The organism is Arcticibacterium sp. SM2516 (assembly GCF_057914865.1).
In genome coordinates, this window is the sequence record NZ_CP195290.1 from 4,979,813 (window position 1) to 5,006,403 (window position 26,591).

At 37.7% G+C, this 26,591-nt stretch carries 25 protein-coding genes and 4 tRNA genes; 6 read left to right on the forward strand and 23 right to left on the reverse strand.

The features are described 5' to 3' along the window. Positions 1–157: 157 nt before the first annotated feature. The 15 genes from rplL to ACSBFT_RS20470 form a co-directional block, all read right to left on the reverse strand. Positions 158–538 (reverse strand): 50S ribosomal protein L7/L12, encoded by a 381-nt coding sequence (gene rplL / locus ACSBFT_RS20400; RefSeq protein ID WP_489602235.1) that lies wholly within the window; start codon positions 536–538, stop codon positions 158–160. Positions 539–576: 38 nt separating this feature from the next. Next, on the reverse strand, positions 577–1,110 hold the full coding sequence (rplJ, locus tag ACSBFT_RS20405; protein WP_489602236.1) for a 50S ribosomal protein L10: 534 nt from the start codon (positions 1,108–1,110) through the stop codon (positions 577–579). Positions 1,111–1,112: 2 nt separating this feature from the next. Next, positions 1,113–1,811: a 50S ribosomal protein L1 gene (gene rplA, locus ACSBFT_RS20410; protein WP_489602237.1), complete on the reverse strand. Its 699-nt coding sequence runs from the start codon at positions 1,809–1,811 to the stop codon at positions 1,113–1,115. A 58-nt stretch (positions 1,812–1,869) separates the two neighbouring features. Beyond that, entirely contained in the window at positions 1,870–2,307 is a 438-nt protein-coding gene (gene rplK, locus ACSBFT_RS20415) for a 50S ribosomal protein L11 (RefSeq protein WP_489602238.1), read from the reverse strand. Between the two features lie 347 nt (positions 2,308–2,654). Continuing rightward, entirely contained in the window at positions 2,655–3,209 is a 555-nt protein-coding gene (nusG, locus tag ACSBFT_RS20420) for a transcription termination/antitermination protein NusG (RefSeq protein WP_489602239.1), read from the reverse strand. Positions 3,210–3,215: 6 nt separating this feature from the next. Next, positions 3,216–3,407: a preprotein translocase subunit SecE gene (gene secE, locus ACSBFT_RS20425; protein ID WP_489602240.1), complete on the reverse strand. Its 192-nt coding sequence runs from the start codon at positions 3,405–3,407 to the stop codon at positions 3,216–3,218. A gap of 15 nt (positions 3,408–3,422) precedes the next feature. Further along, positions 3,423–3,493: transfer RNA gene (locus ACSBFT_RS20430), tRNA-Trp, on the reverse strand. 78 nt (positions 3,494–3,571) lie between these two features. Then, positions 3,572–4,786, reverse strand: a complete 1,215-nt coding sequence (locus ACSBFT_RS20435) for a TCR/Tet family MFS transporter (RefSeq protein WP_489602241.1) — start codon at positions 4,784–4,786, stop codon at positions 3,572–3,574. A gap of 71 nt (positions 4,787–4,857) precedes the next feature. Next, complete coding sequence (gene tuf / locus ACSBFT_RS20440) at positions 4,858–6,045, reverse strand: elongation factor Tu (RefSeq protein ID WP_489602242.1); 1,188 nt, start codon at positions 6,043–6,045, stop codon at positions 4,858–4,860. A gap of 110 nt (positions 6,046–6,155) precedes the next feature. Beyond that, positions 6,156–6,227: transfer RNA gene (locus tag ACSBFT_RS20445), tRNA-Thr, on the reverse strand. 8 nt (positions 6,228–6,235) lie between these two features. Continuing rightward, a tRNA-Gly gene (locus tag ACSBFT_RS20450) sits at positions 6,236–6,308 on the reverse strand. Between the two features lie 24 nt (positions 6,309–6,332). Then, positions 6,333–6,415: transfer RNA gene (locus ACSBFT_RS20455), tRNA-Tyr, on the reverse strand. A 186-nt stretch (positions 6,416–6,601) separates the two neighbouring features. Next, complete coding sequence (locus ACSBFT_RS20460) at positions 6,602–7,663, reverse strand: outer membrane beta-barrel protein (RefSeq protein WP_489602243.1); 1,062 nt, start codon at positions 7,661–7,663, stop codon at positions 6,602–6,604. Positions 7,664–7,694: 31 nt separating this feature from the next. Further along, entirely contained in the window at positions 7,695–8,618 is a 924-nt protein-coding gene (locus ACSBFT_RS20465) for a hypothetical protein (protein WP_489602244.1), read from the reverse strand. After that, the gene (locus tag ACSBFT_RS20470; RefSeq protein ID WP_489602245.1) at positions 8,615–9,181 is read right to left on the reverse strand and encodes an RNA polymerase sigma factor; all 567 of its coding nucleotides are present in this window, start codon (positions 9,179–9,181) and stop codon (positions 8,615–8,617) included. Before ACSBFT_RS20470 ends, ACSBFT_RS20465 begins: the two co-directional genes overlap by 4 nt. A gap of 547 nt (positions 9,182–9,728) precedes the next feature. Between ACSBFT_RS20470 and ACSBFT_RS20475 the strand changes: the two genes are divergently transcribed. The 3 genes from ACSBFT_RS20475 to ACSBFT_RS20485 all read left to right on the forward strand — a co-directional run bounded on the left by ACSBFT_RS20475 (position 9,729) and on the right by ACSBFT_RS20485 (position 12,046). Then, positions 9,729–10,199 (forward strand): thioredoxin family protein, encoded by a 471-nt coding sequence (locus ACSBFT_RS20475; protein WP_463048434.1) that lies wholly within the window; start codon positions 9,729–9,731, stop codon positions 10,197–10,199. Positions 10,200–10,295: 96 nt separating this feature from the next. After that, a complete protein-coding gene (gene hemE, locus ACSBFT_RS20480) occupies positions 10,296–11,315 on the forward strand; it encodes a uroporphyrinogen decarboxylase (RefSeq protein ID WP_489602246.1) in 1,020 nt (339 codons plus the stop codon). A 98-nt stretch (positions 11,316–11,413) separates the two neighbouring features. Further along, positions 11,414–12,046, forward strand: coding sequence for a hypothetical protein (locus tag ACSBFT_RS20485; protein WP_463048432.1), 633 nt, complete (start codon positions 11,414–11,416; stop codon positions 12,044–12,046). A gap of 125 nt (positions 12,047–12,171) precedes the next feature. Here ACSBFT_RS20485 and ACSBFT_RS20490 read toward each other — a convergent pair whose 3' ends face one another. Then, positions 12,172–13,806, reverse strand: coding sequence for a carboxylesterase/lipase family protein (locus ACSBFT_RS20490; protein WP_489602247.1), 1,635 nt, complete (start codon positions 13,804–13,806; stop codon positions 12,172–12,174). Positions 13,807–13,896: 90 nt separating this feature from the next. On the opposite strand from ACSBFT_RS20490, the gene ACSBFT_RS20495 reads away from it, so the two are divergent. Then, complete coding sequence (locus tag ACSBFT_RS20495; protein ID WP_463048430.1) at positions 13,897–14,613, forward strand: NUDIX hydrolase; 717 nt, start codon at positions 13,897–13,899, stop codon at positions 14,611–14,613. 38 nt (positions 14,614–14,651) lie between these two features. Here the strand turns inward: ACSBFT_RS20495 and ACSBFT_RS20500 are convergent, their stop codons facing one another. The 3 genes from ACSBFT_RS20500 to ACSBFT_RS20510 form a co-directional block, all read right to left on the reverse strand. Continuing rightward, positions 14,652–15,248 (reverse strand): OmpH/Skp family outer membrane protein, encoded by a 597-nt coding sequence (locus tag ACSBFT_RS20500; RefSeq protein ID WP_489602248.1) that lies wholly within the window; start codon positions 15,246–15,248, stop codon positions 14,652–14,654. Between the two features lie 101 nt (positions 15,249–15,349). Then, positions 15,350–15,700: a hypothetical protein gene (locus tag ACSBFT_RS20505; protein WP_463048428.1), complete on the reverse strand. Its 351-nt coding sequence runs from the start codon at positions 15,698–15,700 to the stop codon at positions 15,350–15,352. Beyond that, positions 15,697–18,144 (reverse strand): penicillin acylase family protein, encoded by a 2,448-nt coding sequence (locus ACSBFT_RS20510; protein ID WP_489602249.1) that lies wholly within the window; start codon positions 18,142–18,144, stop codon positions 15,697–15,699. The genes ACSBFT_RS20505 and ACSBFT_RS20510 overlap by 4 nt, the downstream gene beginning before the upstream one ends. Before the next feature lie 102 nt (positions 18,145–18,246). Between ACSBFT_RS20510 and ACSBFT_RS20515 the strand changes: the two genes are divergently transcribed. Further along, complete coding sequence (locus ACSBFT_RS20515) at positions 18,247–18,756, forward strand: rhodanese-like domain-containing protein (RefSeq protein ID WP_463048426.1); 510 nt, start codon at positions 18,247–18,249, stop codon at positions 18,754–18,756. Positions 18,757–18,823: 67 nt separating this feature from the next. Here ACSBFT_RS20515 and porV read toward each other — a convergent pair whose 3' ends face one another. From porV to ACSBFT_RS20530, 3 genes are read right to left on the reverse strand one after another with little or no spacing between them, the layout of a single operon-like run. Then, a complete protein-coding gene (porV, locus tag ACSBFT_RS20520; protein ID WP_463048425.1) occupies positions 18,824–19,972 on the reverse strand; it encodes a type IX secretion system outer membrane channel protein PorV in 1,149 nt (382 codons plus the stop codon). Between the two features lie 58 nt (positions 19,973–20,030). Then, positions 20,031–23,357 carry a type IX secretion system sortase PorU gene (gene porU, locus ACSBFT_RS20525; protein ID WP_489602250.1) on the reverse strand — a complete coding sequence of 1,109 codons (3,327 nt, stop codon included), beginning with the start codon at positions 23,355–23,357 and terminating at the stop codon, positions 20,031–20,033. A 51-nt stretch (positions 23,358–23,408) separates the two neighbouring features. Continuing rightward, positions 23,409–24,089 carry a SprT-like domain-containing protein gene (locus ACSBFT_RS20530; RefSeq protein WP_489602251.1) on the reverse strand — a complete coding sequence of 227 codons (681 nt, stop codon included), beginning with the start codon at positions 24,087–24,089 and terminating at the stop codon, positions 23,409–23,411. Positions 24,090–24,239: 150 nt separating this feature from the next. Between ACSBFT_RS20530 and cysS the strand changes: the two genes are divergently transcribed. Next, positions 24,240–25,727 (forward strand): cysteine--tRNA ligase, encoded by a 1,488-nt coding sequence (gene cysS, locus ACSBFT_RS20535; protein ID WP_463048422.1) that lies wholly within the window; start codon positions 24,240–24,242, stop codon positions 25,725–25,727. Position 25,728: 1 nt separating this feature from the next. Here cysS and ACSBFT_RS20540 read toward each other — a convergent pair whose 3' ends face one another. Beyond that, the gene (locus tag ACSBFT_RS20540; protein WP_463048421.1) at positions 25,729–26,553 is read right to left on the reverse strand and encodes an N-acetylmuramoyl-L-alanine amidase family protein; all 825 of its coding nucleotides are present in this window, start codon (positions 26,551–26,553) and stop codon (positions 25,729–25,731) included. Positions 26,554–26,591 lie beyond the last annotated feature (38 nt).

The following is a 26,591-nucleotide window of genomic DNA, read 5'->3' on the forward strand; positions in this document are numbered from 1 at the left end:
CAGTGTATCGGGCAGAAATCTTATTAATAACCAAGACATTAACGTCTTGAATCTCTTTTATTGTGTTTATTTAGAATGCGGCTGTTATTTACAGCAAAAGACTCGACCGATTTTCATAGAAAATCGGACCGAGTCTGATGAGTGTTTGAAGTATAGCTTATGCTAATTCTACTTCAGCACCAGCTTCTTCAAGCTGCTTTTTCAAAGCTTCTGCTTCGTCTTTTGCGATACCTTCTTTGATTGCTTTAGGAGCAGAATCAACTAGATCTTTAGCTTCTTTCAAGCCTAAGCCTGCAAGATCCTTAACTAATTTCACTACTTGAAGTTTGCTTCCACCAGCAGACTTAAGAATTACATCAAAAGTTGATTTTTCTTCAACAACTGCTGCAGCGTCTCCACCAGCAGGTCCTGCTACCATTACAGCTCCAGCTGCTGCTGGCTCAATACCGTACTCATCTTTAAGAATGTCAGCTAACTCATTTACTTCTTTAACTGTAAGGTTAACTAATTGTTCTGCGAAGGCTTTTAAATCTGCCATTATTTCTAAAATTTAAATAGTTTTTATTTTGATTAAAATTAGGCGGCTTCTTTCTCTGAAAGAGTTTTAAGAATACCTGCCAGTTTGTTACCACCACTTTGCAATCCACCAATAACGGTTTTAGCAGGTGATTGAAGTAACATGATTACGTCGCCAATTAATTCGGCTTTAGATTTCAAGTTAGAAAGCATATCTAACTGGTCATGACCTATGAATAGATCAGAATCAATAGATGCACCTTTTAATTTAATCGAATCCTTGTTGTCTTTCAAGAAGTCCTTGATAAGTTTTGCGGCATCTTTCCCAGATTCTGGGTGAAACATGATACCTGAAAAACCTTTCAATACAGATGTCTTGAATGGCGTGTAATCTGTGTCTAGTGTCTCTAGAGCTTTCTCGATTAGAGTGTTTTTAACAACTTTGTACTCTATACCTCTGTCATAGCAAAGTCTTCTTAGCTTATTTGTTTTAGCTACAGACATTCCACTAGCGTCAGTGATATAAAAGAATGGGTTGTTTGCAAACTTCTCAGATAATTCTTGGATTATCGCTCCTTTGTTTTCTCTATTCATGATTACAGTCCCTTTATACCGGTAAGATCAATTTTAACTCCAGGACTCATAGTACTAGACAAAGTGATGCCTTTTACATATGTTCCTTTTGCAGAAGAAGGTTTCAACTTAACGATTGTTTGAATCAACTCGTTAATATTAGCCTCTAACTGCTCTATTTCGAAAGATATTTTACCAACACCAGCGTGGATGATACCTGTTTTGTCAACTTTAAAGTCGATTTTACCAGCTTTAACATCTATAACTGCTTGTCCAACGTTAGGAGTAACTGTTCCGGCTTTAGGGTTTGGCATAAGACCTCTAGGTCCTAAAACTTTACCTAAACGACCCAATTTAGCCATAACTGCTGGCATAGTGATAATTACATCAATATCGGTCCAACCTTTTGATATCTTGTCGATATATTCATCAAGGCCAACGAAGTCTGCTCCAGCATCCTTTGCTTCTTGCTCCTTATCGGGCGTACAAAGAACTAAAACCTTTACTTGTTTACCTGTACCATGAGGAAGAGCTACCACACCACGAACCATTTGGTCTGCTTTACGTGGGTCTACACCTAAACGGATGTCTAAATCTACAGAAGCATCAAATTTAGTGTAAGAAATTTCTTTCAATACACCAGCTGCATCTTTTATAGCATACTCCTGGGTAGGATCATACTTCGACAGAGCGTCTTTTCTTTTTTTACTTAATCTTGCCATTTGTTTTTTTTGGTAATTAACGCCACTTGTGAGAGTGGCTCCCATTAATAATTTTTAATTAAAACGGTGCTGCACCTTTAATTCTAAGTCCCATATTAGCTGCACTACCCGCTACCATTTTCATGGCAGACTCTACAGTGAAACAATTAAGATCTGGCATTTTGGTTTCGGCAATAGTCCTAACCTGATCCCAAGTTATAGTTCCTACCTTAGCACGATTTGGCTGGTCAGAACCTTTCTTAACTTTCGCTGCATCTAAAAGTAATACGGCCGTAGGTGCGGTTTTAATAACGAATTCAAATGATTTGTCTGTGTAGTATGTTACTAACACAGGAACCACCTGACCCATTTTATCTTGAGTTCTAGCATTGAATTGCTTACAGAACTCCATGATATTAATACCCTTAGAACCTAAGGCAGGACCAATTGGAGGTGCTGGGTTGGCTTGACCACCCTTTGCCTGTAATTTTAAGTATCCTGCGATTTCTTTCGCCATCTTTTTTACTTGTTTAATGTTGAGAAATACGAAATGACGAACCACAAAAGAATTTCAATAACCTAGTCACAATTAGCTATTTCCGCTCATAATGCTCATTCGTTTCTCCATAAGATCAAAATATTCTCAGGGGAAGCCTAGCAGGTACTAAAAATTAACACCTGACAAGAAATCAATTGACCTTACACCGACCTGAAATCAATACGATTGCAGAAACGGACTGCAAAGGTAATATTATTTTAGTTTTAAACAATACCTCTGAAGCTAAATATTTTAATACTGGGGAAGAATAGAAAAAGCCAGCTCTTCAGGCTGGCTTTTTCTATTAAAAACGTAAGAATGTTTTCCTATGAAAGCTTTTCTACTTGAATGTAGCTTAGCTCTACAGGTGTACTTCTTCCAAATATTTTTACACTTACACTTAACTTTTTCTTTTCTTCGTAGATTTCTTCTACGTTACCCTCAAAAGTTGAGAATGGACCATCAATAACTTTAACGGCTTCTCCTACGACAAAAGAAATAGCAGAGTCAATGATCTGTTCTTCTACTTCATTTTGAACACCTAAGAATCTGTTAACTTCTGACATTCTCAATGGTTCTGGTTCAATAGATGAGTTACCATCTTTTCTTAAGAAACCAATTACACCAGGTAAGCTTTTAATCATGTGCATGACTTCACCGTTATTTAAATCGGCTTGGATGAGCATATAACCAGGCATGAAGTTTTTTTCACGGACACGTTTTTTGCCGTTTTTTACTTCTACTATTTTTTCGGATGGAATTAAAATCTGAGGAATAAAGTCTTTAAGATTTGCTCTTTCAGCCTCATTCTCAATGTACATTTTGATCTTCTTCTCTTGTCCAGAAACAGCTCTTACTACGTACCAGTTTATTTCTTCCATATTTTTTTAGAACGATTGATAAAGTAGTTTAAGGCCATTGTCAATAACAAAATCAATAGCTCCTACCACTAATGCGAATATTATAGAGGCAACAAGAACTAATGTTGCACTTGCTTGTAATTCGCTGAATTTAGGCCATGTTACCTCGTTGGTAATTTCGTGCCATGACTCCTTAACAAAACTTTGTAATTTTTCCATTGTATAAAATTAAAGCACGGGCACAAGGATTCGAACCCTGATCAACGGTTTTGGAGACCGCTATTCTACCATTGAACTATGCCCGTGTATAAAAAAAAGTACTCCGTGTGAGGGAGTATTTGGGGCTGCAAATGTAAATAAAAAAATCTGATTCCCAAATTATTCTACGAAGCTTTTTCTTTGTTTAAAACTCTATTGGTAATTATGATACTAATAAAGCAGAATATGGCACCTAAAAGAAAGGGGGCTCCAGGGAAATAGGGTTGGGCTCCTGCTTTTGAGAAAGTACCGAAAAGTCCCAACATAAGAGGTTGACCAATAATAGCTGCGATACTTAAAATGCTTGTTAAAGCTCCTTGTAGTTCACCTTGTTCATTTTTTTTAACTTGGCTAGAAATAATGCCTTGAAAGGCTGGGTTGGCTAGTCCACTTAATGCAAATGGAACCATAATGGCGTACATCATCCATCCTTCGGATGCGAAACTAAAGGCTAGTAAGCCGAGCATGTTAATGGTTAAGCCTGTAAAAAGGGCTTTTTCTTGTCCTATTTTGGGTATAATGATGCGGATGAGTCCACCTTGAACTATGGCTATCATAAGGCCCACAAAGCCTAGAGAGAGTCCTACTTGCATTTCTGTCCAGTGGAATTTCTCTATGGTGTAAAAAGACCAAGTAGTTTGCAGAGCATGACCAGCCACATAGACTAAGAATAATGAAGCGATCAATGAAAGAATAAAGGGATAACGTCTAAGATTTAATAAACTTCCGATGGGATTAGCTCTTTTAATGTCAAATTTCCTTCGATCTTCTAAAGCAAGTGATTCTGGCAATACAAAGTAGCCGTAGAGCCAGTTAACAAATGAAAGACCTGCAGAGACATAAAACGGCAACCTGGCTCCATAAGAGCCCAAAACGCCTCCTAGCGTAGGACCTATTATAAAACCCAAACCAAAAGCTGCTCCCAGCAGTCCAAAGTTTTGTGCCCTCTTTTCTGGGGTGCTTATATCTGCTATGTAGGCATTGGCGGTGGTGAAACTGGCTCCAGTAATACCTGCAATGGTTCTGCCTATAAATAGCCAGCCAATGGTAGGAGCGGCGGCTTGAAATAGGGAATCTATTCCAAATCCTAATAATGAGAAAAGTAATATTTTTCTTCTTCCATACTGGTCGCTTAAACCACCAATAATAGGGGAGAAGATAAATTGCATAACGGCATAGATGAGCACGAGTCCAATAGCGTAATGACTTGCGTTACTTAGGCTGCCACCTACTAACTCTTGTATCAAACTAGGAATTATAGGGATTACAATTCCAATTCCAATAACATCAATGAGTACAGTGATGAAAATGAATAGAATACCAGCTTTTTTGTTTCTCATTTAGGGACAACCTTATACCAAAAAAAGCACTCCAGTTATGGAGTGCTTTTTGTATGATAATCAGAATGAGATTATTCTAAAATTTCAGTTACCTGACCTGCACCAACAGTACGGCCACCTTCACGTATCGCGAAACGAAGACCTTTATCCATTGCAATTGCGTTAATCAAAGTTACTTCGATTGTAACGTTATCACCTGGCATAACCATTTCTACGTTTGCAGGAAGCATGATTTCACCAGTTACGTCAGTTGTTCTGAAGTAGAACTGAGGACGATACTTGTTAAAGAATGGAGTATGACGACCACCTTCTTCTTTAGAAAGAACGTAAACTTCACCTTTAAATTTAGTATGTGGCTTAACAGAACCTGGCTTACAGATTACCATTCCACGTTTGATTTGAGATTTCTCAACACCTCTTAAAAGAAGACCTGTGTTATCACCAGCCTCACCTCTATCAAGTATTTTACGGAACATCTCAACACCAGTAACAACTGATTTCAAACCTTCAGCACCCATACCTAAGATATCAACTGCTTCACCAGAGTTGATGATACCAGTTTCAATACGACCAGTAGCAACAGTTCCACGACCAGTGATTGAGAATACGTCCTCAACAGGCATTAGGAATGGCTTATCAGTAGCTCTTGGAGGAAGTGGAATGAAGCTATCTACAGCGTCCATCAATTCTTCAATGGTCTTAACCCATTTCTCTTCACCGTTCAAGCCACCAAGTGCTGAACCTTGAATTACAGGAATGTTATCACCATCGAATTTATAGAATGTCAATAGTTCACGAATCTCCATTTCTACTAATTCAAGTAGTTCAGGATCATCCACCATATCAACTTTGTTCATAAATACTACTAACTCAGGTACACCAACCTGACGAGCCAAAAGTATGTGCTCGCGAGTTTGAGGCATAGGGCCATCAGTTGCAGCAACAACAAGTATGGCACCGTCCATTTGAGCCGCTCCAGTAACCATGTTTTTCACATAATCCGCGTGACCAGGACAGTCAACGTGTGCATAGTGACGGTTAGCTGTAGAATACTCTACGTGTGAAGTATTAATAGTGATACCACGCTCTTTTTCTTCAGGAGCATTATCAATAGATGAAAAGTCTCTAAGAACTGAAAGGCCTTTACCTGCTAAAACGGTTGTAATCGCAGCAGTCAAAGTAGTCTTTCCGTGATCGACGTGACCTATAGTACCAATATTTACGTGAGGCTTACTACGGTCAAAATTCTCTTTTGCCATATTGTTATTAAATTAAATTATATTAAATCCGATGTAAAAATTCAAATAAAAAACGACATGGAAAAACTTCCATGTCAATGAAACCGACCTTCTGCTAAAAAAACAAGCAGAGCCTTCGAGCAGATTTGAACTGCCGACCTCTTCCTTACCAAGGAAGTGCTCTACCCCTGAGCTACGAAGGCTTTTTTTGAGCGGGTGACGAGGCTCGAACCCGCGACCTACAGCTTGGAAGGCTGTCGCTCTACCAACTGAGCTACACCCGCAAAAAAATATTCGTATAAAAAAAGTGGGGGCGGATGGATTCGAACCACCGTAAGCGTAAGCTAGCAGATTTACAGTCTGCCCCATTTGGCCACTCTGGTACACCCCCAAAAATTGTTGTTTTTCTCTTTGTAAAGAACTGTTCCTGAAAAAGGAGTTGCAAAAGTATAGCGATTTTTTGGTTTGGCAAAATATTGATTAAAAAAAACTCTCTTTTTTTTAATGTTTAAAATTGAGGTAGAACCTATCGCCTGATAATCGGGCATTTATGGCTAAAAAGAGTATTTTACTTATTTTATAGTCTTAGTCCAAAACTGAAAGCTTGAAGGTCTTTTGCATAAATTTGGTTAGAATTGAATAATTTATTCAAGTCATATCTGAAGAAAAATGTAACCCCACTTTTTCGACCGACCTCACCCGTCAGACCATACATGAATTTATTGAGGTTATAACCATCTTTGATTTTCTCTTTATTCCTATTAAGGTCTTTCGTTTTGGTATGACTTCCTACCCTATATCCGAGGTAACCGCCTACTCCAATTTGAATTTTTTCTTTTTTAAGTCCCATGTTTAGAAGTATTGGGAAGGTAAGATAGGGTACAGTAAGTTTAGATTTTTTGGTACGAAAGTCCAATTCGGAGAATATGGTTTGACCATCCGAATCTGTTTTAAATATGGAGTTATTATTTTCAAACATGAAATTGTAAATGGCAAATTCTGGACCATAGCTTAATGCTAAGTCTACATTCTCTCCATTAGTTAAGGTTGCATTCTTTCTTAAAGAGAAGGCGACAAACCGTGATTGCCATGGCCTAAGAGCGTTTAGTTGGAAAGGGGATACGTTTGATGAGTTTGAATAGTTATTCAGTCCAAGATAGAATCCAAAGTCACTTTTAGGGAAAAAGCGGGCATTAGGGTTTGCTTCCTTTTTGGATTCCTCAATGATCATATCTTTAAACGATTGTTTATCGTTTTCGTCTCCGAAGACATTAGTGCTATCGGAATGCGGCCTTTGATTTTCTGAGAACATGCGGCCTTTTGTTATAATTTGTATTTTCTGACCTTCGGGAGTAATCACATTTAAAGTATCATCTTGGTCTGTTCTTGTTTCTATTTCTATTAATGCCTTTTTTCTGGCTTCATCATCAAGACCCAATTCCTTGAGTAGGCTATTTAAATTATAGGATAACGGCAAGTCAAAGCTTTTCTCTCCAGATGCAATAACGGTAACTCTTTTATTAAGGTTATTGTCTGAAAAAGAAATGATGGTAGTATCCTGTATCGTGGCCGAATTAGCCATAGACTTCAAGGATAAACTAGAAATTAGGAATATTCCGAAGATTATAAGTTTTTTCATTTTGAGCTATCTAATAGCGATTTCTTTAAGTTTACTCCTTGGTAATTGTATTTTTTATTCTTTTGAATCTTTGTTTAAACTGCATGGCTTCATATCCTATAAAGCCATCTTCGTTATTGATGAAAGAGTCGTCATTAGAAGCTAAAATAGCATTAATACTCACCTTTTCACCATGTTTTAAATGCTTTAATTCGGTAAATACTTTAGCAACAAAAGAACGCTCGTCTTCTAGTTTAGATTCTCCCAAGTCTTTGGCTTCCGCAATGGTAATAGGAGAGTCTGAATTTACATCTGGAATATATATTTCTTCTTCTCGTAATTCCGAAGTGACAATAATAATGGTTTCACCAATGCTTTTTTCAAAAAGTTTGTGACTAGGTTGTAAATTTTGGGATGTCTTTTGTTCCAAGTTCTTTTTCTTTTCAGAGTCTAGCAATGCGATGGTTAGCTTGTCTAAAATGGGTTCGTCGATTTCTGATACGCCCGTCAAACTTCTATTTTCTTCATTTTTAACGGATGAATTAACCTCTTTAAGATTTGTTGGTTTGCTTGTTTTTAAGGTCACTGGTGAGTTTCTAGTGGCAGTCACAGAAACTGCATTGTCAAGACTTGGAGTACTTTGACGCTCATTGTTCTCCGCTTTTGGAGATTCTAGTACGTAATCTTCAGTTGGTTGTTTTGTGTCAAGCTGAGTCTTGGTTTGTTCCATATTTGCTAGTTCTGGAGCTGAATGAAAGAATAAGTCTGTAAATAGGAACAAACTAATGATTCCAACCAGTAATATGGAAGCTGCGGCTGAGAAAAACAAAAGGGGCCTTCTAGAGGATTTCTGCTTGTTAATTGCCATTAAAAATTTCTCTTTGGCTTCATTTGAAGCCTGTATTTCATAGTTATTGAGCTTTTGTTGAAAAAGCTCATCTACTGGATGCTTCATGTTTTTATTTATTGAATTCATTGTCTTTCTCGTCTAAGGTTGCTGTCCTGATTCTCTAATTTGGTTTGGAGCAATGCTCTAGCTCTGCTTAATTGGGATTTAGAAGTGCCTTCTGAGATTCCTAGTATTTCTGATATTTCAGAATGACTATATCCTTCAATTGCGAATAGGTTAAAAACTGTCCTATACCCTGTGGGTAAAGTATTAATCAAAGTAAGTAGGTCTTCCGCTTCAAGGTCTGAGGATGCTTTGCTTTGAAAGTTTGAAACGGAAACATCATCTATTCCTACTTCGGTTGCTTTTACGGATCTCAATTTCATAAGGGCTTCGTTAACCATTATTCTTTTTATCCACCCTTCAAAGCTTCCTTGAAAATTGAACTGTTCAATTTTCTCAAATATTTTCATAAAGCCCTTAATCATGACATCTTCAGCTGTCATCTTATCTCCCAGGTAACGCATACATATACCCAGCATTAATCCTGAATAGCGTTCATACAAAAGATTTTGAGCTTTTCTGTCTCCTTGCTTTAGAGCTTTGGCAAGATTATATTCCGAGCTGAACAAGGATAAAATTTTTGTCATAAATGGCCTATTTCAATATCAAGATGCATAAATAGATATGAAGGGTTGCATCTAAATTAATAAAATACTTCAGACTAGAACATGAACGAAACTGAAATGTAGGACTGTGAAAGTCCGTACTAAATGAAAATATGTAAGAGGTTTGATTGCCCTCAGCTCCAATCTACCCAATAAATGGTTTTAACGAATGAATATAGTGATATAGCTACTAAAGCACTTATTAAGCGTTAAATATGCGTAGTTTAACATTTGAGGGCATAAGAGGTGTTTGAATTGTATTAGTTTCTTATAAATATCTTTTATGTGTTCCTATAAAGAATTTAAAATTCAATGTAGAATTTAGGTTAAAAGGTGAGCATATTACCCCTCTAAAAAATTTAGAGGGGTTAATATTTTAAAGGCAGTTACTTCTAAAATAGGAAACATACGGGTGGTTTAAATACTTGAATATAAGTGCTTCAATAAATTCATTTGTTTGAAATATAAGATTGTGTATCTTTGGCATGAATGTTGACGTTATAGTTAATATATTTAATACGTGTGCAAAATGAAGATAATTACCACCTTGGCTTTGGCCATTGCGTTATTAACGCTCAGTTCTTGGAGAGATAATCCCAAAACTACTTCTGTAGCATTTTTTACAGGCACTTACGATAACTTTTTGAGGGAAGCGAAAAAACAAAACAAGCCAATATTAATAGATTTTTGGGCTGGTTGGTGTGCTCCATGCAAGAAGATGGACACGGAAACTTTTGCCGACAAGGATTTTGCTAGTTATGTAAATCAGAATTTTTTAGTTTATAAGGTGGATATAGACTCTTTCAATGGGATGGAGATAGTGGAACGATTTGATGTTAAGGCTTTCCCAACTTTGCTTGTAGGAGATTATAAAGGAAATGAGGTAACACAATTAAAAGGTTTTTATATGCCAAATTACCTTCAAAAAACACTCGAGAATTTAAATCAAGAGCACCAACTTTATGGTGAAATGAAAAAAGATCAATATGTGATGAACTAACGTTGCTTTTCAATATAAATACTGAAGCCGACCCAATGGTCGGCTTTTTCTTTGGAAAAAAATAAATGTAGTTTAAACTCCTGTTATTTTTGCGACATGAATTTAAGAAACGATTTGCTCTTAAGAGCAGCAAAGGGTGAAAGCACCGAAAGAGTGCCTGTTTGGGTAATGAGACAGGCAGGGAGAATTTTAAAGGAATATCGTCAAGTAAGAAGTAAAGCAGGAAGCTTTATCAACTTGGCAAAAAATCCAGAAATGGCGGCAGAGGTCACTTTACAACCAGTGGATATTTTAGGCGTGGATGCCGCTATTATATTTTCTGATATCCTGGTGGTACCAGAGGCTATGGATCTTCCTTATGAGATGGTTGAAAAAACCGGCCCTATATTCAGAAAAACCGTTAAAAGTAAAGCGGATATTGACGTATTAAATACGACTGACATAGAAGACCGATTGTCTTATGTATTGGATGCTATAAAATTGGTTAAAAGCGGATTGAATGATAGCGTGCCACTCATTGGGTTTGCGGGTGCTCCATTCACTATTTTTTGTTATATGATAGAAGGGAAAGGATCTAAAACTTTCTCTGAAGCTAAAAAGATGCTTTATACGCAGCCTGAGTTAGCTCATAGTCTTATGAAAAAAATCACGGAGGTAACCGTTACATATTTAAAGGCTCAAGTACAGTGTGGTGCTAATTTGGTGCAGATTTTTGATAGTTGGGCTGGAATACTTTCTCCGAAACAGTATTCAGAATTTGCGGTTCCCTATATTACTCAAATCTGCGATGCCATTAATGAGGTGCCCGTTACGGTATTTGCAAAAGGTGCCTATTTTGCCAGAGAAGAGATAGGTCAGCTTAACTGTGATGTGGTGGGTATGGATTGGAACATGAGTATAGAAGAGACAAGAAGGCTGGTGCCGAATAAAACGCTTCAAGGAAATTTAGATCCTTGTATTCTATATGGCTCTTTTGCAGATATTGAGAGAGAAACGAAAGCGATGCTTAATGCCTTCGGTAGAGAAAGATATATTGCTAATTTAGGTCATGGGGTGTACCCAGATATGGATCCAGAAAAGGTGAAATGTTTTATTGACACTGTTAAATCTTGGTAGGCTATCTTAAAAAAAAATTTTCTTTTTGTTCGAATAAGTAATGTTTGAATTCGAATGGTTTACACAACATTTTAAGGTCTTTGGACGTAGTATAGGGTATGAAAAAGCTCATTCTGTTTTTAGGTATAGTAATCGTTCAAGTTTCCTGCGTTTCTACCAAATCAAATCTATCTGAAGAGGTAAAGACCCTGCTTTCTAGTCATCAAAGAATAGCGGTTCTTCCGTTTGATGTGGAATTTAATGAAGAATATAAAAGTAGTTCTGGGATAAGAGGAAGGGGGAGTAGTAGACCGGAGTATTGGCAGGAACAAGAAAGGTTAGCTGGTCTTGATATGCAAAAAGAGTTTTTTATTTCTGTGGCAAGACAAGTAGAGAAAGGGAAGTTTGAAAAAGTAATTCAGGACTTCTTGACTACAAATAAGCTTTTGGAAAGTTCTGGTGTTAAGATATATGATATTCCTAAATTGGATAAAGGAGATCTTTGTAGAGTTCTGAATGTGGATGCCGTGGTTTGGGGCGAAACAAATATTGTGGTGAATCCTCCTTTTGGTTTTACTTCTTTGCCTGGCGGTGCTACCACTATAGGCAATCTATACGATGGAAGAACAGGGGCTCTGATATGGCAAAGAGAAGTGGTACAGCGACCAACAAACAGGATGGATACACCTAAAAGGCTTGGAGGAGATACGGCTCAACAGTTGGCAAAAATGCTTCCGTATTCAAGCTTATAATATACTTGAATACAGTGAAATATATTGAAGTAAAAGGGCTGTCTCAAATGGATGAGGCAGCCCTTTTTAGTAGTTAAAGTACCCAGGCCAGAGCTCAAATGCTTTAAGATAAATTTTAGAGGCGTTTATTTGTTGTTTCCGAATGCTTTATCATGAAAATGATATCGAGCTTCTACCTTAGATTCGGCTGCTTTGCTTTCCGTGTTGATAATCATATAGGCTGGGGTGGTATCTTTGGCGTCAATGGCCGGCCACTTAGGCAAATCTCCACCGTTTGGCGTCCCTGTTTTTATAAAATTGGCAAAGTATTGAAACATTGTTTGGGAAACTTTATAATCATCTGGTGTCCATGCATATTCATGAACCTTGTCAAGGTTTCCCATAGCATATTCTATTTCGCTAGCATGAGGTGCTCCCATAGATTTTGGGGCTGGAGGTGCGTTTTCTGCTTTTACAGTACCTCCCGCTAATCCAGAAGAAAGCGATTTATCGACCAGAGCTGGACGGAGTTTACTGTAAAGGTACCTGTAAACAGATTTTTCGCTGTTATTCTTATGTAAATCAATCCATTTCCATGTGCTATAGGCTATAAATCTGTCTGAGGCTAGGTCTGTGGCAGACTGTTCTACTTCTGCGGGTGTACTGTGCGGGTGAAGAGCTAAAACTTGCTCATATTCCTTAGGATAAGTTTGCTTGGTTTTGCTGATAAAAGCCTCAGAAGTGTAAGGCATTCCTTGCATATAAGCCATTCCAGGAATTTCGGCGGAATTCCATCCAGCCAAGAGTGGTATTTGGGACTGCTCACCAGCATTGAAAATATCTACAAGGCTCTTAGGAAGAAAGTAACCATCGATGACCAAAGGAAAACCAAACCTTTTGGAGTCGTTGTAGATTTCATAGAGGTCCCTGGTACTCATGGATCGGAGCTCCGAAATGTTTTTTATTCCGGCTTTCTCTAAAAATTCTGCTCCGTTTTTCTCTGCTTCCGCAAGGCTTATCGGAGCCATGGTAGGCGGGATGGCTGCTCCGCTTTCTCCTATGGCACCAGTTATAAGTCCCTTGGTCAGTGGAGAGGCCATTTGCGTGCTTACTCCTATTGAACCAGCAGATTCACCAGCAATAGTTACTTTGGATGGATCGCCACCAAAAGCCTTAATATTTTCCTGTACCCACTTAAGAGCCGCTAATTGATCCAGGGCACCATAGTTTCCCGATGCTTTATAGGGTGCTTCGGCCGATAGTTCTGGATGAGCTAAATATCCAAAAAGGCTTAATCGATAATTGCAGGTTACTACCACTATTCCTTCTTTCGACATGTTTTCTCCATCGTATCTAGGCTCAGAGGCATCTCCAGCAACGTTTCCTCCCCCGTAGAAATAAACTAACACAGGAAGGTTTTTGGTATTTCTGTTTGTGGTTGTCCAAACGTTTAGATAAAGGCAATCTTCACTGATACCGCTTGATCTGGAATTCATGTCACCAAAAACAATGGCTTGCATTGGCCTTGGACCAAATGCCTTTGTGATTTTAACGCCACTCCAGTTCTCTAAAGGTTGTGGTGCTTTCCACCGTAAGTCTTTTATAGGAGGCTTTGCAAAGGGGATTCCAAAATATTTTTGTACACCCGATTTGACATCATAATTACCTTCTATTACACCATTGACAATGGTAGTTTGAACAGCAAAGTTGTTGTCATTCTGAGCTTTCAATAGAAAAGGGGTAACTAATAGGAGGCTTAGGAGCCTGTAATATTTTTTCATTTTTGGAAATCTTTTATTGTCTCAATTTGTGACAATAATAATAGGTGCTTTATAATAATCCTATTAATTTGCGAAAAAATAATATTTGTTGTGGCTGAACTTAATGGTGTTTTTTGCCTTCCTAACTTAGCATACGATTCCGTAGTTTTTGGTTTTTCTGGCGATAAACTAAAAATTCTAATAATGGAATATCATAATACAGGTCTTTTTGCTCTTCCTGGAGGTTTTGTTCATATGGAAGAAGATTTAAATGATGCCGTTAGGAGAGGACTTTTTGAGCGTACCGGTTTGAAAGATGTTTTCCTGGAGCAGTGTTATACATTTGGAAATACAAAAAGGAATCAGACCCCGGAAATGAAAAGGATTTTGGAAACAAATTCCATCGATCTTGAAAAGGGCTCTTGGATGCTTCAAAGGATTGTTTCTGTGGCCTATTATGCTTTGATTAATTATGACGATGTGGTGCCTATGCCAGATGAACTGTCCGACTCCTGTAAATGGTATGAGGTAGATGAGCTGCCGAGTTTAATACAGGATCATAAAGCGATAGTGGCAAAAGCCCTTGAAACTTTAAGGCTTAATTTGGATAGGAAGGTTGTAGGAGTGAATTTATTGCCCGCCAAATTCACCATGAAAGAGCTGCAAAATGTTTATGAGGCCATTTTGGGGGAGAAATTGAGAAGAACTACTTTTCAAAGAAAGATGCTCAGTTTAAATATTCTTGAAAGGCATGAAAAGCAATTTACAGGAGGTGCACATAAGGCCCCTTTCCTGTACAGTTTTGATACAAAAAAAGAGGCCATTTAGTTTATAAATGACCTCTTAATGAGATGATTTCTAGTTTATTACTTAGTAGAAGTACTATCTGTAACACTAAAACCTTTTTGTCCTTTCTTATCTGCGTACTCTTTATTTAGTCCTTCTAAAACTTCTTTAGTAATTTCTAAATTAGGTTTAGCGTATAATACACCACCACCTTTTGAGAATCCAATAACCATATCATAACGGTCGTCTTCATTAAATTTCTCAAGGTATGCCTGAATGTTTGAGAGAATCTCGTCTGTTTTGGCAGCTTGATCAGCAGCTAAACCGCCCGCAGCATTATCTCTATATAATAAGATATCTTGCTCTTTTTGTTGCAGTTGTTGCTGTGTAGTTTCACCTTGCTGTTGAGTCATACCACCTGCTTGAATTCTTCTTTGAAATAAAGCTACCTCATTTTGGAATGACTCTGACTTTTTCTTCAGTTCGTTTTCCAGTGCAAATTGCTTGTTTTGGAATTCGCTAACTACTTCTTTGTAGTATTCATAGTTGGTCAGTAAGGTGTCTGTATTAACATAGACAATTCTACCTGAAGCTTGTCCAGATGTACCCTCTTGTCCTCCTTGTTTACAAGACGCTAATAGGGCCACTGCAAAAAGGATACTTAAAATTTGTTTCATTAATATCAATAATTAGGTTCTTAAAAATGAGGTGCAAATATAGTTTTATTTTTTAGCTCGCTTAGGTTAAATGGGAATTAATCTAACAAACAGCTGTTTACTCATATTTTTTTAAGTTTATAGCCAGCTAAACCTGCTATTCCACCCACAATAGAAGCCAATAGGGCAGTAGCGAGAAGAACAATAGAAAGGTTAGCAGCAGTACTAAAACCAGCGGGTGTACTGGTTAAAACTCCCATTATCTTGTTTACAAAATTGATTTCTGATTTAAGGAATATATAAATGATGTAGGTCATCCATAGACTTAAAAGTGCTGCAAATGATTGAGCAAAGGCCTGCTTGGAAGAGGTGGCTTTCCACCGGCATGCAATAAAAGCTATGGGAGCCACAATCCACCAAGGTCCGAAAAAGCTCATTATAGCTCCAACGATTAGAATTATTAGGTATATCATTTTGATGGTTTTAAGGTTTGACTTATAATTATTTTATCAGATTCTTGGCTAGCGTTTTTTAGGAACAGAAGTTCTTTTAATTCTCCTGCCGCCCAAGAATTGACCATATTATCGTAAAATTTACTACCAGGGTTTCCGGATTGCCCGCCAGGGTAAACACCATATGCTCTTGGCCATTCTTTGTCCAATTCCACCACCATTCTCCAAGAGGGTCCCCATTTGTCTGTCGTGGCATTTACTATTCTTTTTCCTCCGCCAGCTTCAATATTTAAAGTGCTAAAAGCTTCAAAGGCTGGTATTAAATGTCGGATAGCTGTTTGCTTTACTTTATACCATTCCCATTTGTCGGAAAGTGGTCCGTAGGTTTTATTTAAAGAGTCTATTGTTTCGTTAAAACTTTGACTTACAATGTCGGATAAAGTCTCTACTTTATTTTTGGTATTGACATCATCAAACCATTTTGAATCAGGGTGATGTAATATGAGATCCAGTGTTTTATCTTCAGAGGGGTACATCAAGTTTTGATTTTCAGGAAATTCATCATCCCAGATTTTCGTCATTAGGACGTTTAACCATGTTTCAAAAATGGAAGCGGCTTTATTGTGAGCATCATTTTGATAATTCCACGATTTTAACAACTTCAAAGCTTCCGTGTTGGAGGTGTTACTGGTTTCCAATATGCTGATAAGCGAAGGTAAAAACCATTTGGCAGCCAAGTTGAAGTTGTCGTTTTGGACACTTCTAAGACTATCTGCAGTTCCGTCTTTCATGGCTTCTAGTCTATTATTGATTTGCTTTCCTCTATAGGGAGGTGCAAAAGTCCAGTCAATGTAATAAGGGTAATCTTTAGGGCTAACAACAGATTGATTGGCAGAACTAACGAAGCCACGTTGTGGGTTTTTAACGTGAGGATTTTGATTGCTAGGAATGTAGTCTTGCCAGTCGTGGTCTGCCCTAGTTCCATCTAAAAGGAATTTACCTTGATCATGCCATTTTAAGGGTAATTTTCCATTTGGCGTAATGGCAATATCATTTTGATTGCTCGCAAAAACGAAGTTCTGTGCAGGAGCCACATAATAGGACAAAGCCTCCATATAGTCTTCATAGTTTTTGGCAGTATTAAGACCTAAGAAACAACTTAAATCATTTGGCGAGCTATCATGAGTTATCCATTTCATGGCATAGCCAGCAGGAACAGATTTGTTGAAGTTTTTGGAATCATCTTCAAAATAAATCACTGGTCCATGATGTGTTGAAACTACCGTGTCTGAAACTGTTCTACCATCTTTTAAAACGTAAGTTTCAACTCTTTTGATCGTTTTTTTCCATTGGTTATCATGGAAGTATTCGGAATGAGTGTTGTCTTTGAATTTGATTTTATAAAAATCCATAACATCAGGGCCTACATTGGTAACTCCCCAAGCTACGTCTTTATTAAAGCCTATAGTGACACCTGGAGCACCTGGTAAGCAAGAGCCATAAACGTTTACGTTTGGCGAGGTAAGCTGCATTTGATACCATATAGAAGGAAATGAAAGGCCTAGATGTGGGTCGTTAGCCAAAATAGGCAAACCTGTCGCAGATTTTGAGCCCGCTATTGCCCAGTTATTGCTGCCAATTTCTGGTCGCGGGTTTTTAAGGCTCATTGCCACCGTTTTATCTTCTGGAAATGCGGCTATTAAGTCTGGAGTTTCGGGTACTTTTAATGGCTCAAAAAGTAATGGGCTTCCCACTGGAATAATAGGCTCAGCCATGTTAGGGTAGTCAGGGAAAAGCTCATTGACCACATCCATGCCATATTTTTGTGCAAGCTTAGTGAGTCTGAAATCCGTACTTCCACCATTAAGCTGATTTCGCATGTTCATCATCATAAGCATGGTTTTCTTTGGTGACCACGGCTCAGGTTGATAACCCAGGATTTTATATTCGATGGGTAAATCTTTCTCTTTTAGTGTAGCAATGTATGCGTTTACACCATCAGCATATGCTTCTAAAGTCTTTTTTAATTCTGGAACCTCATCTAAACGTTTAATGATCTCTTCTGCGGTCTTGTTCATGCCGCTTCTCCTATTATATTGGTCATATTCTAAAGCTCTTTCTCCTACCACTTCTGTCAAACGACCTGAAGAAACTAAGGTGTAAAACTCCATTTGCCATAACCTGTCTGAAGCTATGGTGTAGCCTTGGGCGTAATAAAGGTCATGATCATTTTTAGCGAAAATGTGTGGTACACGGTTCTCATCAAACTTAATAATGACTTCCTCTTGTAAACCACTTAGGGATAGTGATTCTGGTTTTTTTGAGTTTGTTTCAGCATTTTGCCAGAAACCAGTGAAGGGGCTAAACAATTTACCAATGGCTGGTACGGTTGCGTGGGATTTGCCTAGAAGATAGAGTAATGTTACCAAAAGTAACGTCGGCCAAATGGCCTTAAGGATTTTCATAAATATTTCTAAGGGTTAGTTCTGTTGATAATGCAAAATACTAAAAAACAATATATTTGAATCTTTTAATTCCATATACTCGTTTATAAAATAAAAGTTACTTTGAAAAAGATTCTGTTTACCGTTGTACTGACTTTTACGGCATATATTTCTTGTTTAGCTCAGGTAGAGAGTGGAGCCTTTAATCTTCTATTGAAATCCATGCTCCACGAGACCGTGCCTACTATATCTGTAGAAGAATTATCTAAAAGCAAGCCTGCTAAAACGGTGTTCTTGGATGCCAGAGAAAGAGAGGAGTTTAATGTCAGCCATTTAAAAAATGCGAAATGGATTGGCTATGACGATTTTAATATGACTAGAGTTTCTGATGTGGATAAAAACGCCAATATAGTTATCTATTGCTCCATAGGCGTAAGAAGCGAAAAGATAGGCGAGAAATTGCAAGCAGCAGGCTTTAAGAATGTCTCCAATCTATATGGGAGTATTTTTGAATGGGTAAACCAAGGGAACCCCGTTTATGATATGTCAGGTAAAAAAACCTCAAAAGTTCACGCTTATAATAAGAGATGGGGAGTTTGGCTTAATAAGGGTGAGAAAGTATATCATGACTAATGCCTTTTTAGGGCACAAAAAAAGACGAGTGAATTGCTCGTCTTTTTTCATTTAATGCTTTGGTTTATTAAAAACTGTTGAGAGCGGTAGAAGCTATCTGCTTTTGCGGCAAATCTACGTTTAAAGTTATTCTCCATGTATTGGCCAATGGGTTGCCAGCTTTAGTTGGAATCAGGTAAGCTAAATCTAAACCGTATTGTTCTTTAAGCTTAATTCCTGCACCCATGGTTACGTATTTTCTTCCACCTTTAGATTCTGGTTCAAAAAAGTAACCCGCTCTTACCGCTAAAAGGTTTTGATAAATATATTCAGCACCCAAAGAGGTCGTGATTTCTCTTGATTCCTCTTTGAATCCGCCAGGAGCATCTCCAAAAGACTTAAATAAAGCTTCGATGGTGCCATATTCTGGAAGTGTTCCATCTTCTTGAGGAGTAGGTACTAGTAATTTATTGAAATCTAAAAGGAAGTTAAATTTGTTTTGAGGGTCTGCGTTAAGTGTAAAACAAGTCCCCAATTTCAAGTTCATAGGTAAGAAATACTCTTTGTCGTAACCATAGTTAACTTTACCTCCAACATTGCTAATGTTAAGTCCGAAAGCTATATCTGTCTTTTTCAACTCATCCGTTGGTCTATCTTTGTGATAGTAAAAGCTTAAATCGGCAGCAGCAGATTTTGCTGGTTTACTCGATTGATTGTTGATGGCTTGCGTGCCAATCAGGTTAGAGTTGATATACTTTAAGTTAATGCCGGCAGAGAAATCCTGACCCAGTTTCATGGCATAACCTAAAGCTAAAGCCAATTCACGAGATTGGAAGCTTCCTGCATCTGCTCCAGTATTGGTGGTGAATTCTATTAAACCTTGATTGAAATAGGTAAATCCTGCGGTTATAGCTTTACCATCACCAAGGTTTTTGTAACCAGAGGCATTTAAAAGACCCATATCTCCAACCAGATCTCTAAGCCATGGGGCATATGAGAAGTTGACACCAGCACTTTTTTCTATGAACGCCAATTTGGCTGTATTCCAATAAATTGAGTTTACATCTGGGGTTGAAGCTACTCCTGCATCACCTAATGCAGCGGCCTTCGAATCTGGTGAAATAGTTAAAAAAGGAACCGCAGACGATACTATATTGTAATCTTTAGTAAGAGACTGTCCGAAAAGAACAGAAGGGAAAAAACCGACTAAAACAATCGCAATGAAACGATTTTTCATATAAATGTATATTTATTATTAGGCTCAAGCAAGCCCCAAATTTACCACCTTTTTGTTTTTATTTCCAAAAGTAAAACTTACCACCTTTGGAACTCCTGTCATTATTAGATAACTGCGTAGCAATCACCTGATAAAAATACCTACCCGTGACTGTGAAATAGGATTCAAGATTCATACCAAAACTTATTGATGCTTCACAAGAATAACAATCTCTAATCTCTTTTGCCATTAATCGACCAGAAATATCTAAAAAAGAAATTTCGAAACGCAAATCTTCCCCTATCTTATTGTGTTCAACTTTCAGGCTAACAATATCGTTGGCAGGGTTTGGATAAAGCAAATAATGGGTCAAAGTAAGTGATTCTTCATTAATTGTAAAGTTTAACGCCTCTTCTCTGGCGTTATTATAGACGTCTGCCAATTTTAACTTAATGGAGTATTTACCTGCAGGCAATTTAGAAAACATATAAATAATCTCACCATTTTTAGCGTCTTCACTGGCAGAATAATAATCATGAAGTGGTATTTCCAGCGTGTCGTTTAATACCAAAACCATGGCTTTCCCTTGCTGATTATATGAAATGTTAATACCACTTTCATCTGATGCTTTTATGATCAATAATTGCTCTTTATCGAAATAATTCATCTCAAATACTGGAGGGTTGGCGTCGGTTATAATATCTTCTGAAGTACCCCCAATTAGAAAGTTATTAAATCCGCCCATAGCTTCTTTGGTGCTGTCTGAGCTAATGGCGTAAAAGTAAAAATGTCCTTTTTCCAGTTGTTCATTTACACTTTTGGGAATGGAAAATGTACTTTCAAATTTACCATTTATAACCTTCGCTTTTCCTTCGAAGAGTTTGCTCTCAATACTCTTAAAGTTCATAGAGGGGTAGTTATCTGCTCCAATTGTTTTTTTGGTAATGGCTTTGTCATAAAGCGTAATATCCACGGTTCCATTAAAATTATCATCCGCAACCTGCCCTTTCATTGATACTTTTGATAAGCCGTTTATTACAGTGCCTTCAGGGTTTTCTCCATTTATGGAAGTTAATGCTATATTTATTTTAGGATAAACTACGGCCATTGATGGGTCTCCTAGAAGTGAGAAATTGCGATTGACTTCCCCGTCAATAGAATTATTTTTGGTATCCTTAAAAATATCACCGAGTCTGGTTGTTTCGGCGGTGTTTGAGAAAATTCTATTATAAAAAGCCTGATTAATTTTAAAGTTTGTACTGGAAAAAACAGGCCTAGTAGTGGTGAGTAGGGCTATAGCTCCACCATTTGGATTTAAAATGGCAGCCTCTGCACCAGAAACTGCGGCGGGGTTATCATATCTTCCAAATGCACAGGTAGCGGTAAAGAGGATAGGCATTTTGTCTTTATTTCGCCATCTTAAAATTTGGTCTAGCGTAAGTAGTTTTTCATCCGTCCAGCCATCTTCCGAGCCATGTCCGTTATAATTTATAATCAAAGAACCTTCACTTATGGCTTTTTCGAAGGTGCTTTTAGCTAATGGAGAGCGTTCTCCAAGTTCTGTTTTGAGTTGGGGAAATGCATCTAAATAAATTTTGTTTGGTCTAATGGCCGCATTATTCTGAAGTGCTATTTCAGAAAAAGTCTCAGCATCTCTTTGATGTATGTTTAAGTCGGCGTCATCGGCCACAAAACTGATTTTTCTTTTCCAGCTTCCTTTGTTGGTGTTATAGTAAATGATTTTATCTACTAACAGTTTGGCTTCTATACGCTCTTTTACAGGAAGCCTGCCAATAGAAATATCTAGACTGTGATCTCTGTTTGAAGTTGATTTCCATCTTCCATTTAAAGAGTAGCCCTCTGGCCAGTCACCTTCATGGTCTTCTAAGAATCCGAAATAATCGTCTGAAGAATAGCTATAAATAGGCTCAAGAGACTCTTTGCTTTCATAGGTGGGAATAAGCCTGTCCTGTTTTACATAGTCTAGATTATTGGAGCCTTTCATATCAAAATTGGTGTCTCCAAAAAGTAAAAGATACTTCAATTTATTGGGGTCTTTAAGCCATAATGACCTAGCAAAATCCCTGATAGCCGTTGGGTCGGTTTTCCCCCCTGAAAACTCATTATAAATGGTTTGAATTTCTACGGATGCCACCTTTAGTTTATCATTTGAGACTCTAAAATCTGCCAGTTCTTTAACTTCTTTTTCGAAATACTTAGGATACACTATCAGTAAGTCAGGTACCTCTAGTTGGGCTAAATTCTGATTTGGAACGGATTCAATTTGAGTGGGGGTAATGAGATTGTCTAAATTAAAAAAGGCAAGCTTGGCAGTTTCTGTTGATTTTTGAAATTGAAACTTAGTGGCATCGCTTGAGTTTAGCTTTTCTGCATTAAAAAGGTCGCTGACATTCCATACAATTTGCTTTGCCGAGTTATGAGGAATATTAAAACTTACACTGTTTTTATGAATCAGGTATGCCTGATGCTGTTTGGGGTAAAACTTGATTTCCCTTTTTAATGACAGGTCGAAGTAATCTAGGTAAACGCCAGAAGAAATATCAAGATCATTTGGGAGCTGGAATGTGTACGACAGCTCTTGATTCTGTGTAAGAAGTACGCCTTGTGCTATTTCGCCCGCTCTGTTATATCTTTTGAAGTAATCGTTCCATCTGTAGTTTATCTTCGGTAATGTTACGTTGACCTTAGCTTCCCCGCCCACTATTATGGCCAACTCGGTATCTTCAAAAGTTTGACCAACAAACTGGAAACCTAAAGAAACTGGTTCTGATTTAAGATATCCTTCCACTTCAAATTTGTATTTCCACTCCGAAAAGAAATATTCGCCAAGCCATTCTCTACCAGAATTAAGTAGGTTGGTATATTCGGGTTCGTAGAATTCAAAATGAGTTAAAGAAGTTATAGGCTCAAAACTCAAGCTTTTAGGTGTATGCGTTTTTATTTTTTTGGATGCTTTACTATCCGTTTTTAGAAAGACAAAGTTTTTATTGGAATAAGGATGTTGTTCATGCACCAATCCTAATTTAAGGCTATCAAAATAAATGTCATCTGGGTTTTCGGCATAGAAAAGGATATAATCCTCTTTATCAAATTTCCCATCGGAATCATTCACAAAAACACTGATTTCTTGTAAATCTTTGGCTCTGGTAGAGCTATTTGGCTGAGGTAAAAGCTTTGTTGTACTTCCAAAAACTTGGATATTATGGGGGTTTAAATTTTGAAGGTTAATACCCGTTTTTTCTAAAAAGCTTTTGTCAATTTTATAAACACCATTTGCTGTAATAGGAATTTTAAACCAAGAACCTTCAGATAAAATGCTGGCTTGTCCAAAGGTATTTTGGAGAGAAAACGTAAAAATGAAGAATAGTAGATATACTTTTTTCAAATTGACACTGAGGTGACTTGTTATTAATAACGCATCGATTTAAAAATCATTCTAAAGCAGTTCGATTTCTGCCATGATGGGTATTGTATATTTCCTTTTAGTAATCACATCTTGGCACAGAATACGAGTTCTGCGTTTTTCAATCTTTTGAAACTTACGTTTTTTGAAAATAAAAGTTTGACCGTCAGGTATATTTTCTAAATATAAGCTATTGGCCTGCCCACCTTCATTAAAAGACTTTAGGGCTTTCATCAGTATAACATCTCTGGTAGATGATGCTGGTGGGTTAATCATGTGTTTGGCCAGAGGTTTCAGTATTTCTAAAGGAAAAACAGATTCATTTAACACGGGAATCATAAGGTGTTGAAAATTCAATTTCCACTCTTTTCCATGAGGTACGGGTTTATTTTTCTGATGTTTAATGGCCACATGTTGGTGAGCCACTTCATGGATATAGGTTATTAGGAAATTATATGGATTTAAATCATGATTTACGGTTATCGTATGGTGTCCGTTTTGAAACTTATAATTTCCCAAACAGGTACTACGGGTTTTGGTAATAGAAAAAGAAAAAGGATTATCCTCCCAAAGTTGGGTGCAGTATTCGAGAGCATCTGCGGGTATTTTGGGTTGTAAGACCTCTTTAAAAACGGCTCTTGTTAAAACAGGTTTCACCTTCTTTTTCACAAGCTTAGAATGTACTAAAGGCTTAAGTTTTTTGAAGTCAAACATTATTTGATGCAATGTTGTTAGTAAAGGAGATGTCTCCTAACGGAATTTTTGTAAACCCAAATTTAAGAAGTCCATTTTGGATTGTTTGCTTTTTGAGGGAGTTCGTTAATGCCAAATCAATTAGATTTGTGCGGAATTTAAAAAGACTTAATGAGAGAGCTGAAGATTTTCAATACGCTGAATAGGAAAAAAGAAGTTTTTACGCCTTTAACGGAAGGTTACGTGGGAATGTATGTTTGCGGCCCCACGGTTTATAGCAATGCTCACTTGGGCAATGTCCGTACTTTTCTGACTTTTGATGTCCTTTTTAGGTATCTCAAAAATATAGGTTACAAAGTAAGGTACGTCAGAAACATCACAGATGTAGGACATTTGGTAGGAGATGGAGACGAGGGCGAAGACAAAATTGGTAAAATGGCTAAGCTAGAGCAGCTAGAGCCTATGGAAGTGGTGCAGCGATATACCAACGATTTTCATGACGTATTAAAGCAGTTTAATTTCCTTCCGCCAAGTGTGGAGCCTACGGCAACTGGGCATTTAATAGAGCAGATTGAAGCCGTCAAAGATTTAATAGGAAAAGGTTTGGCCTATGAGTCAAACGGTTCTGTTTACTTCGATATCAATAAATATAATGAGCAGGGCGGTAATTATGGTAAGCTTTCTGGAAGAATTCTGGAAGATTTACTAAATGAAACCAGAGTTTTGGACGGTCAGTCTGAAAAAAGGAATCCATTAGATTTTGCTATCTGGAAGAATGCCTCTCCTGAGCATATTATGCAATGGCCTAGTCCTTGGGGAATGGGCTTTCCAGGTTGGCACCTAGAGTGTAGCTGCATGAGTGCCAAGTATTTAGGGGATCAGTTTGATATTCATGGAGGTGGAATGGATTTGAAATTCCCACATCATGAGTGTGAGATAGCTCAAGGAACTAGCCTTACAGGTCAAGAGCCAGTGCGATACTGGATGCATACCAATATGCTTACGGTCAATGGTCAAAAGATGTCAAAGTCTTTAGGCAATAGCTTTTTGCCAGCTCAGCTTTTTACGGGAGATCATGAATTATTAGACCAAGCCTACAGTCCAATGACAGTGAGGTTCTTCATGTTGCAGTCGCAGTACAGAAGTACTTTAGATTTCTCTAACGATGCTTTAAAGGGCTCTCAGAAAGCATTTAGAAGGTTATTGAATGGCCTTATAATAGTGAAGTCTTTAGGTTATGAAACTGCCGATGTGGAGGTTGATTTAAAAAAGAAAGGCATTGTAGATGAGGCCATTGAAGGATTTTACACGGCCTTAGGAGACGATTTGAACACAGCCGTTGGCATAGCACACTTGTTTACCATGTTGAAGTATATCAACATGATGTATATGAAACAGCTGTCATCTGCAGAGTTAGGAGAAGAAACGTTTAATAGTCTAAAAGAAAATTACATTCGCTTTTTTGAAGATATCCTTGGTTTGTCGGAAGAAGAGAATGGAACTGATACTTCTGTTTTAAATGGCATGTTAGAACTCTATAAAGAATATAAAGCCAATAGACAGTTTGATAAAGTAGACCAAATTAGGGCCTACTTTAAAGATAATGGCATGGTGATTAAAGACTTAAAGCATCGAATTGATTGGGCTTGGGAAGAGTAATTTACTCTTCCTTTTTAATACCTTCAGAAACCCAGTTGGCTATGGCTTGTCTGTTATTAGGAATTAACAATCTTCTTTGATCAAACTCATTAGCGATATTTCCAAGTTCAATGTAGACCGCAGTAGGTTTGGTTTCATTTAGCATCCATAGACCGCGAGATTTTACCACACCTTCATAGCCACGGCCATTTTGATGTTCGTCATATTTGTCTTTAACGGTATTATAAATGGAGTGTGCTAATGATCTTCCTGAGCTACTAAATTCATTGTAGTAGAAGAAAACATCCACTTTTTTGTGTTCGTATCTTGAGTCAACATGCGTAATGATGGTACGTTGTGTTTTAAAACCTTTGGCTTTGTTTTGTTCATAAAGCTGATTGATTATATCTGTTCGCTGACGTAATCTGGCCTTTTGGTTAAGTGGCATACTAGCACCACCCCAAACCGTTTCATCTTTATCTGGAGCAAGAATTTTTTCGTCTCTGATGCCATCGTTTTCGTCACGGGTAATCATATAGACTCTGGCACCGTTGCTTATTAAGTTTCTTGCCAGCCTTAGACTGACGTCATAGGCGTATTCATCTTCGCAGAGCCAGTCGTTTCCCATTTGAAACATGGCACCTGGGTCTGGCCCTCCATGTCCGCTTACGATATAGTAAACATGTTCTTTTAATGTGTTATCGTAAATGGGTGTTTTAGCATAATCTTTGCCAAAAATAGAATAATTGACATATCTAATGGCTGACTTTTCATTAGGTTTGTCATTGAAAGAAGTTAGAAGGAAAAGGCATGATATGACCACAGAAGCGGCTATTGTCTTTCTCATTTTGTACATGTTTTATTAGAAAAGCTAGTCCGTAAAGG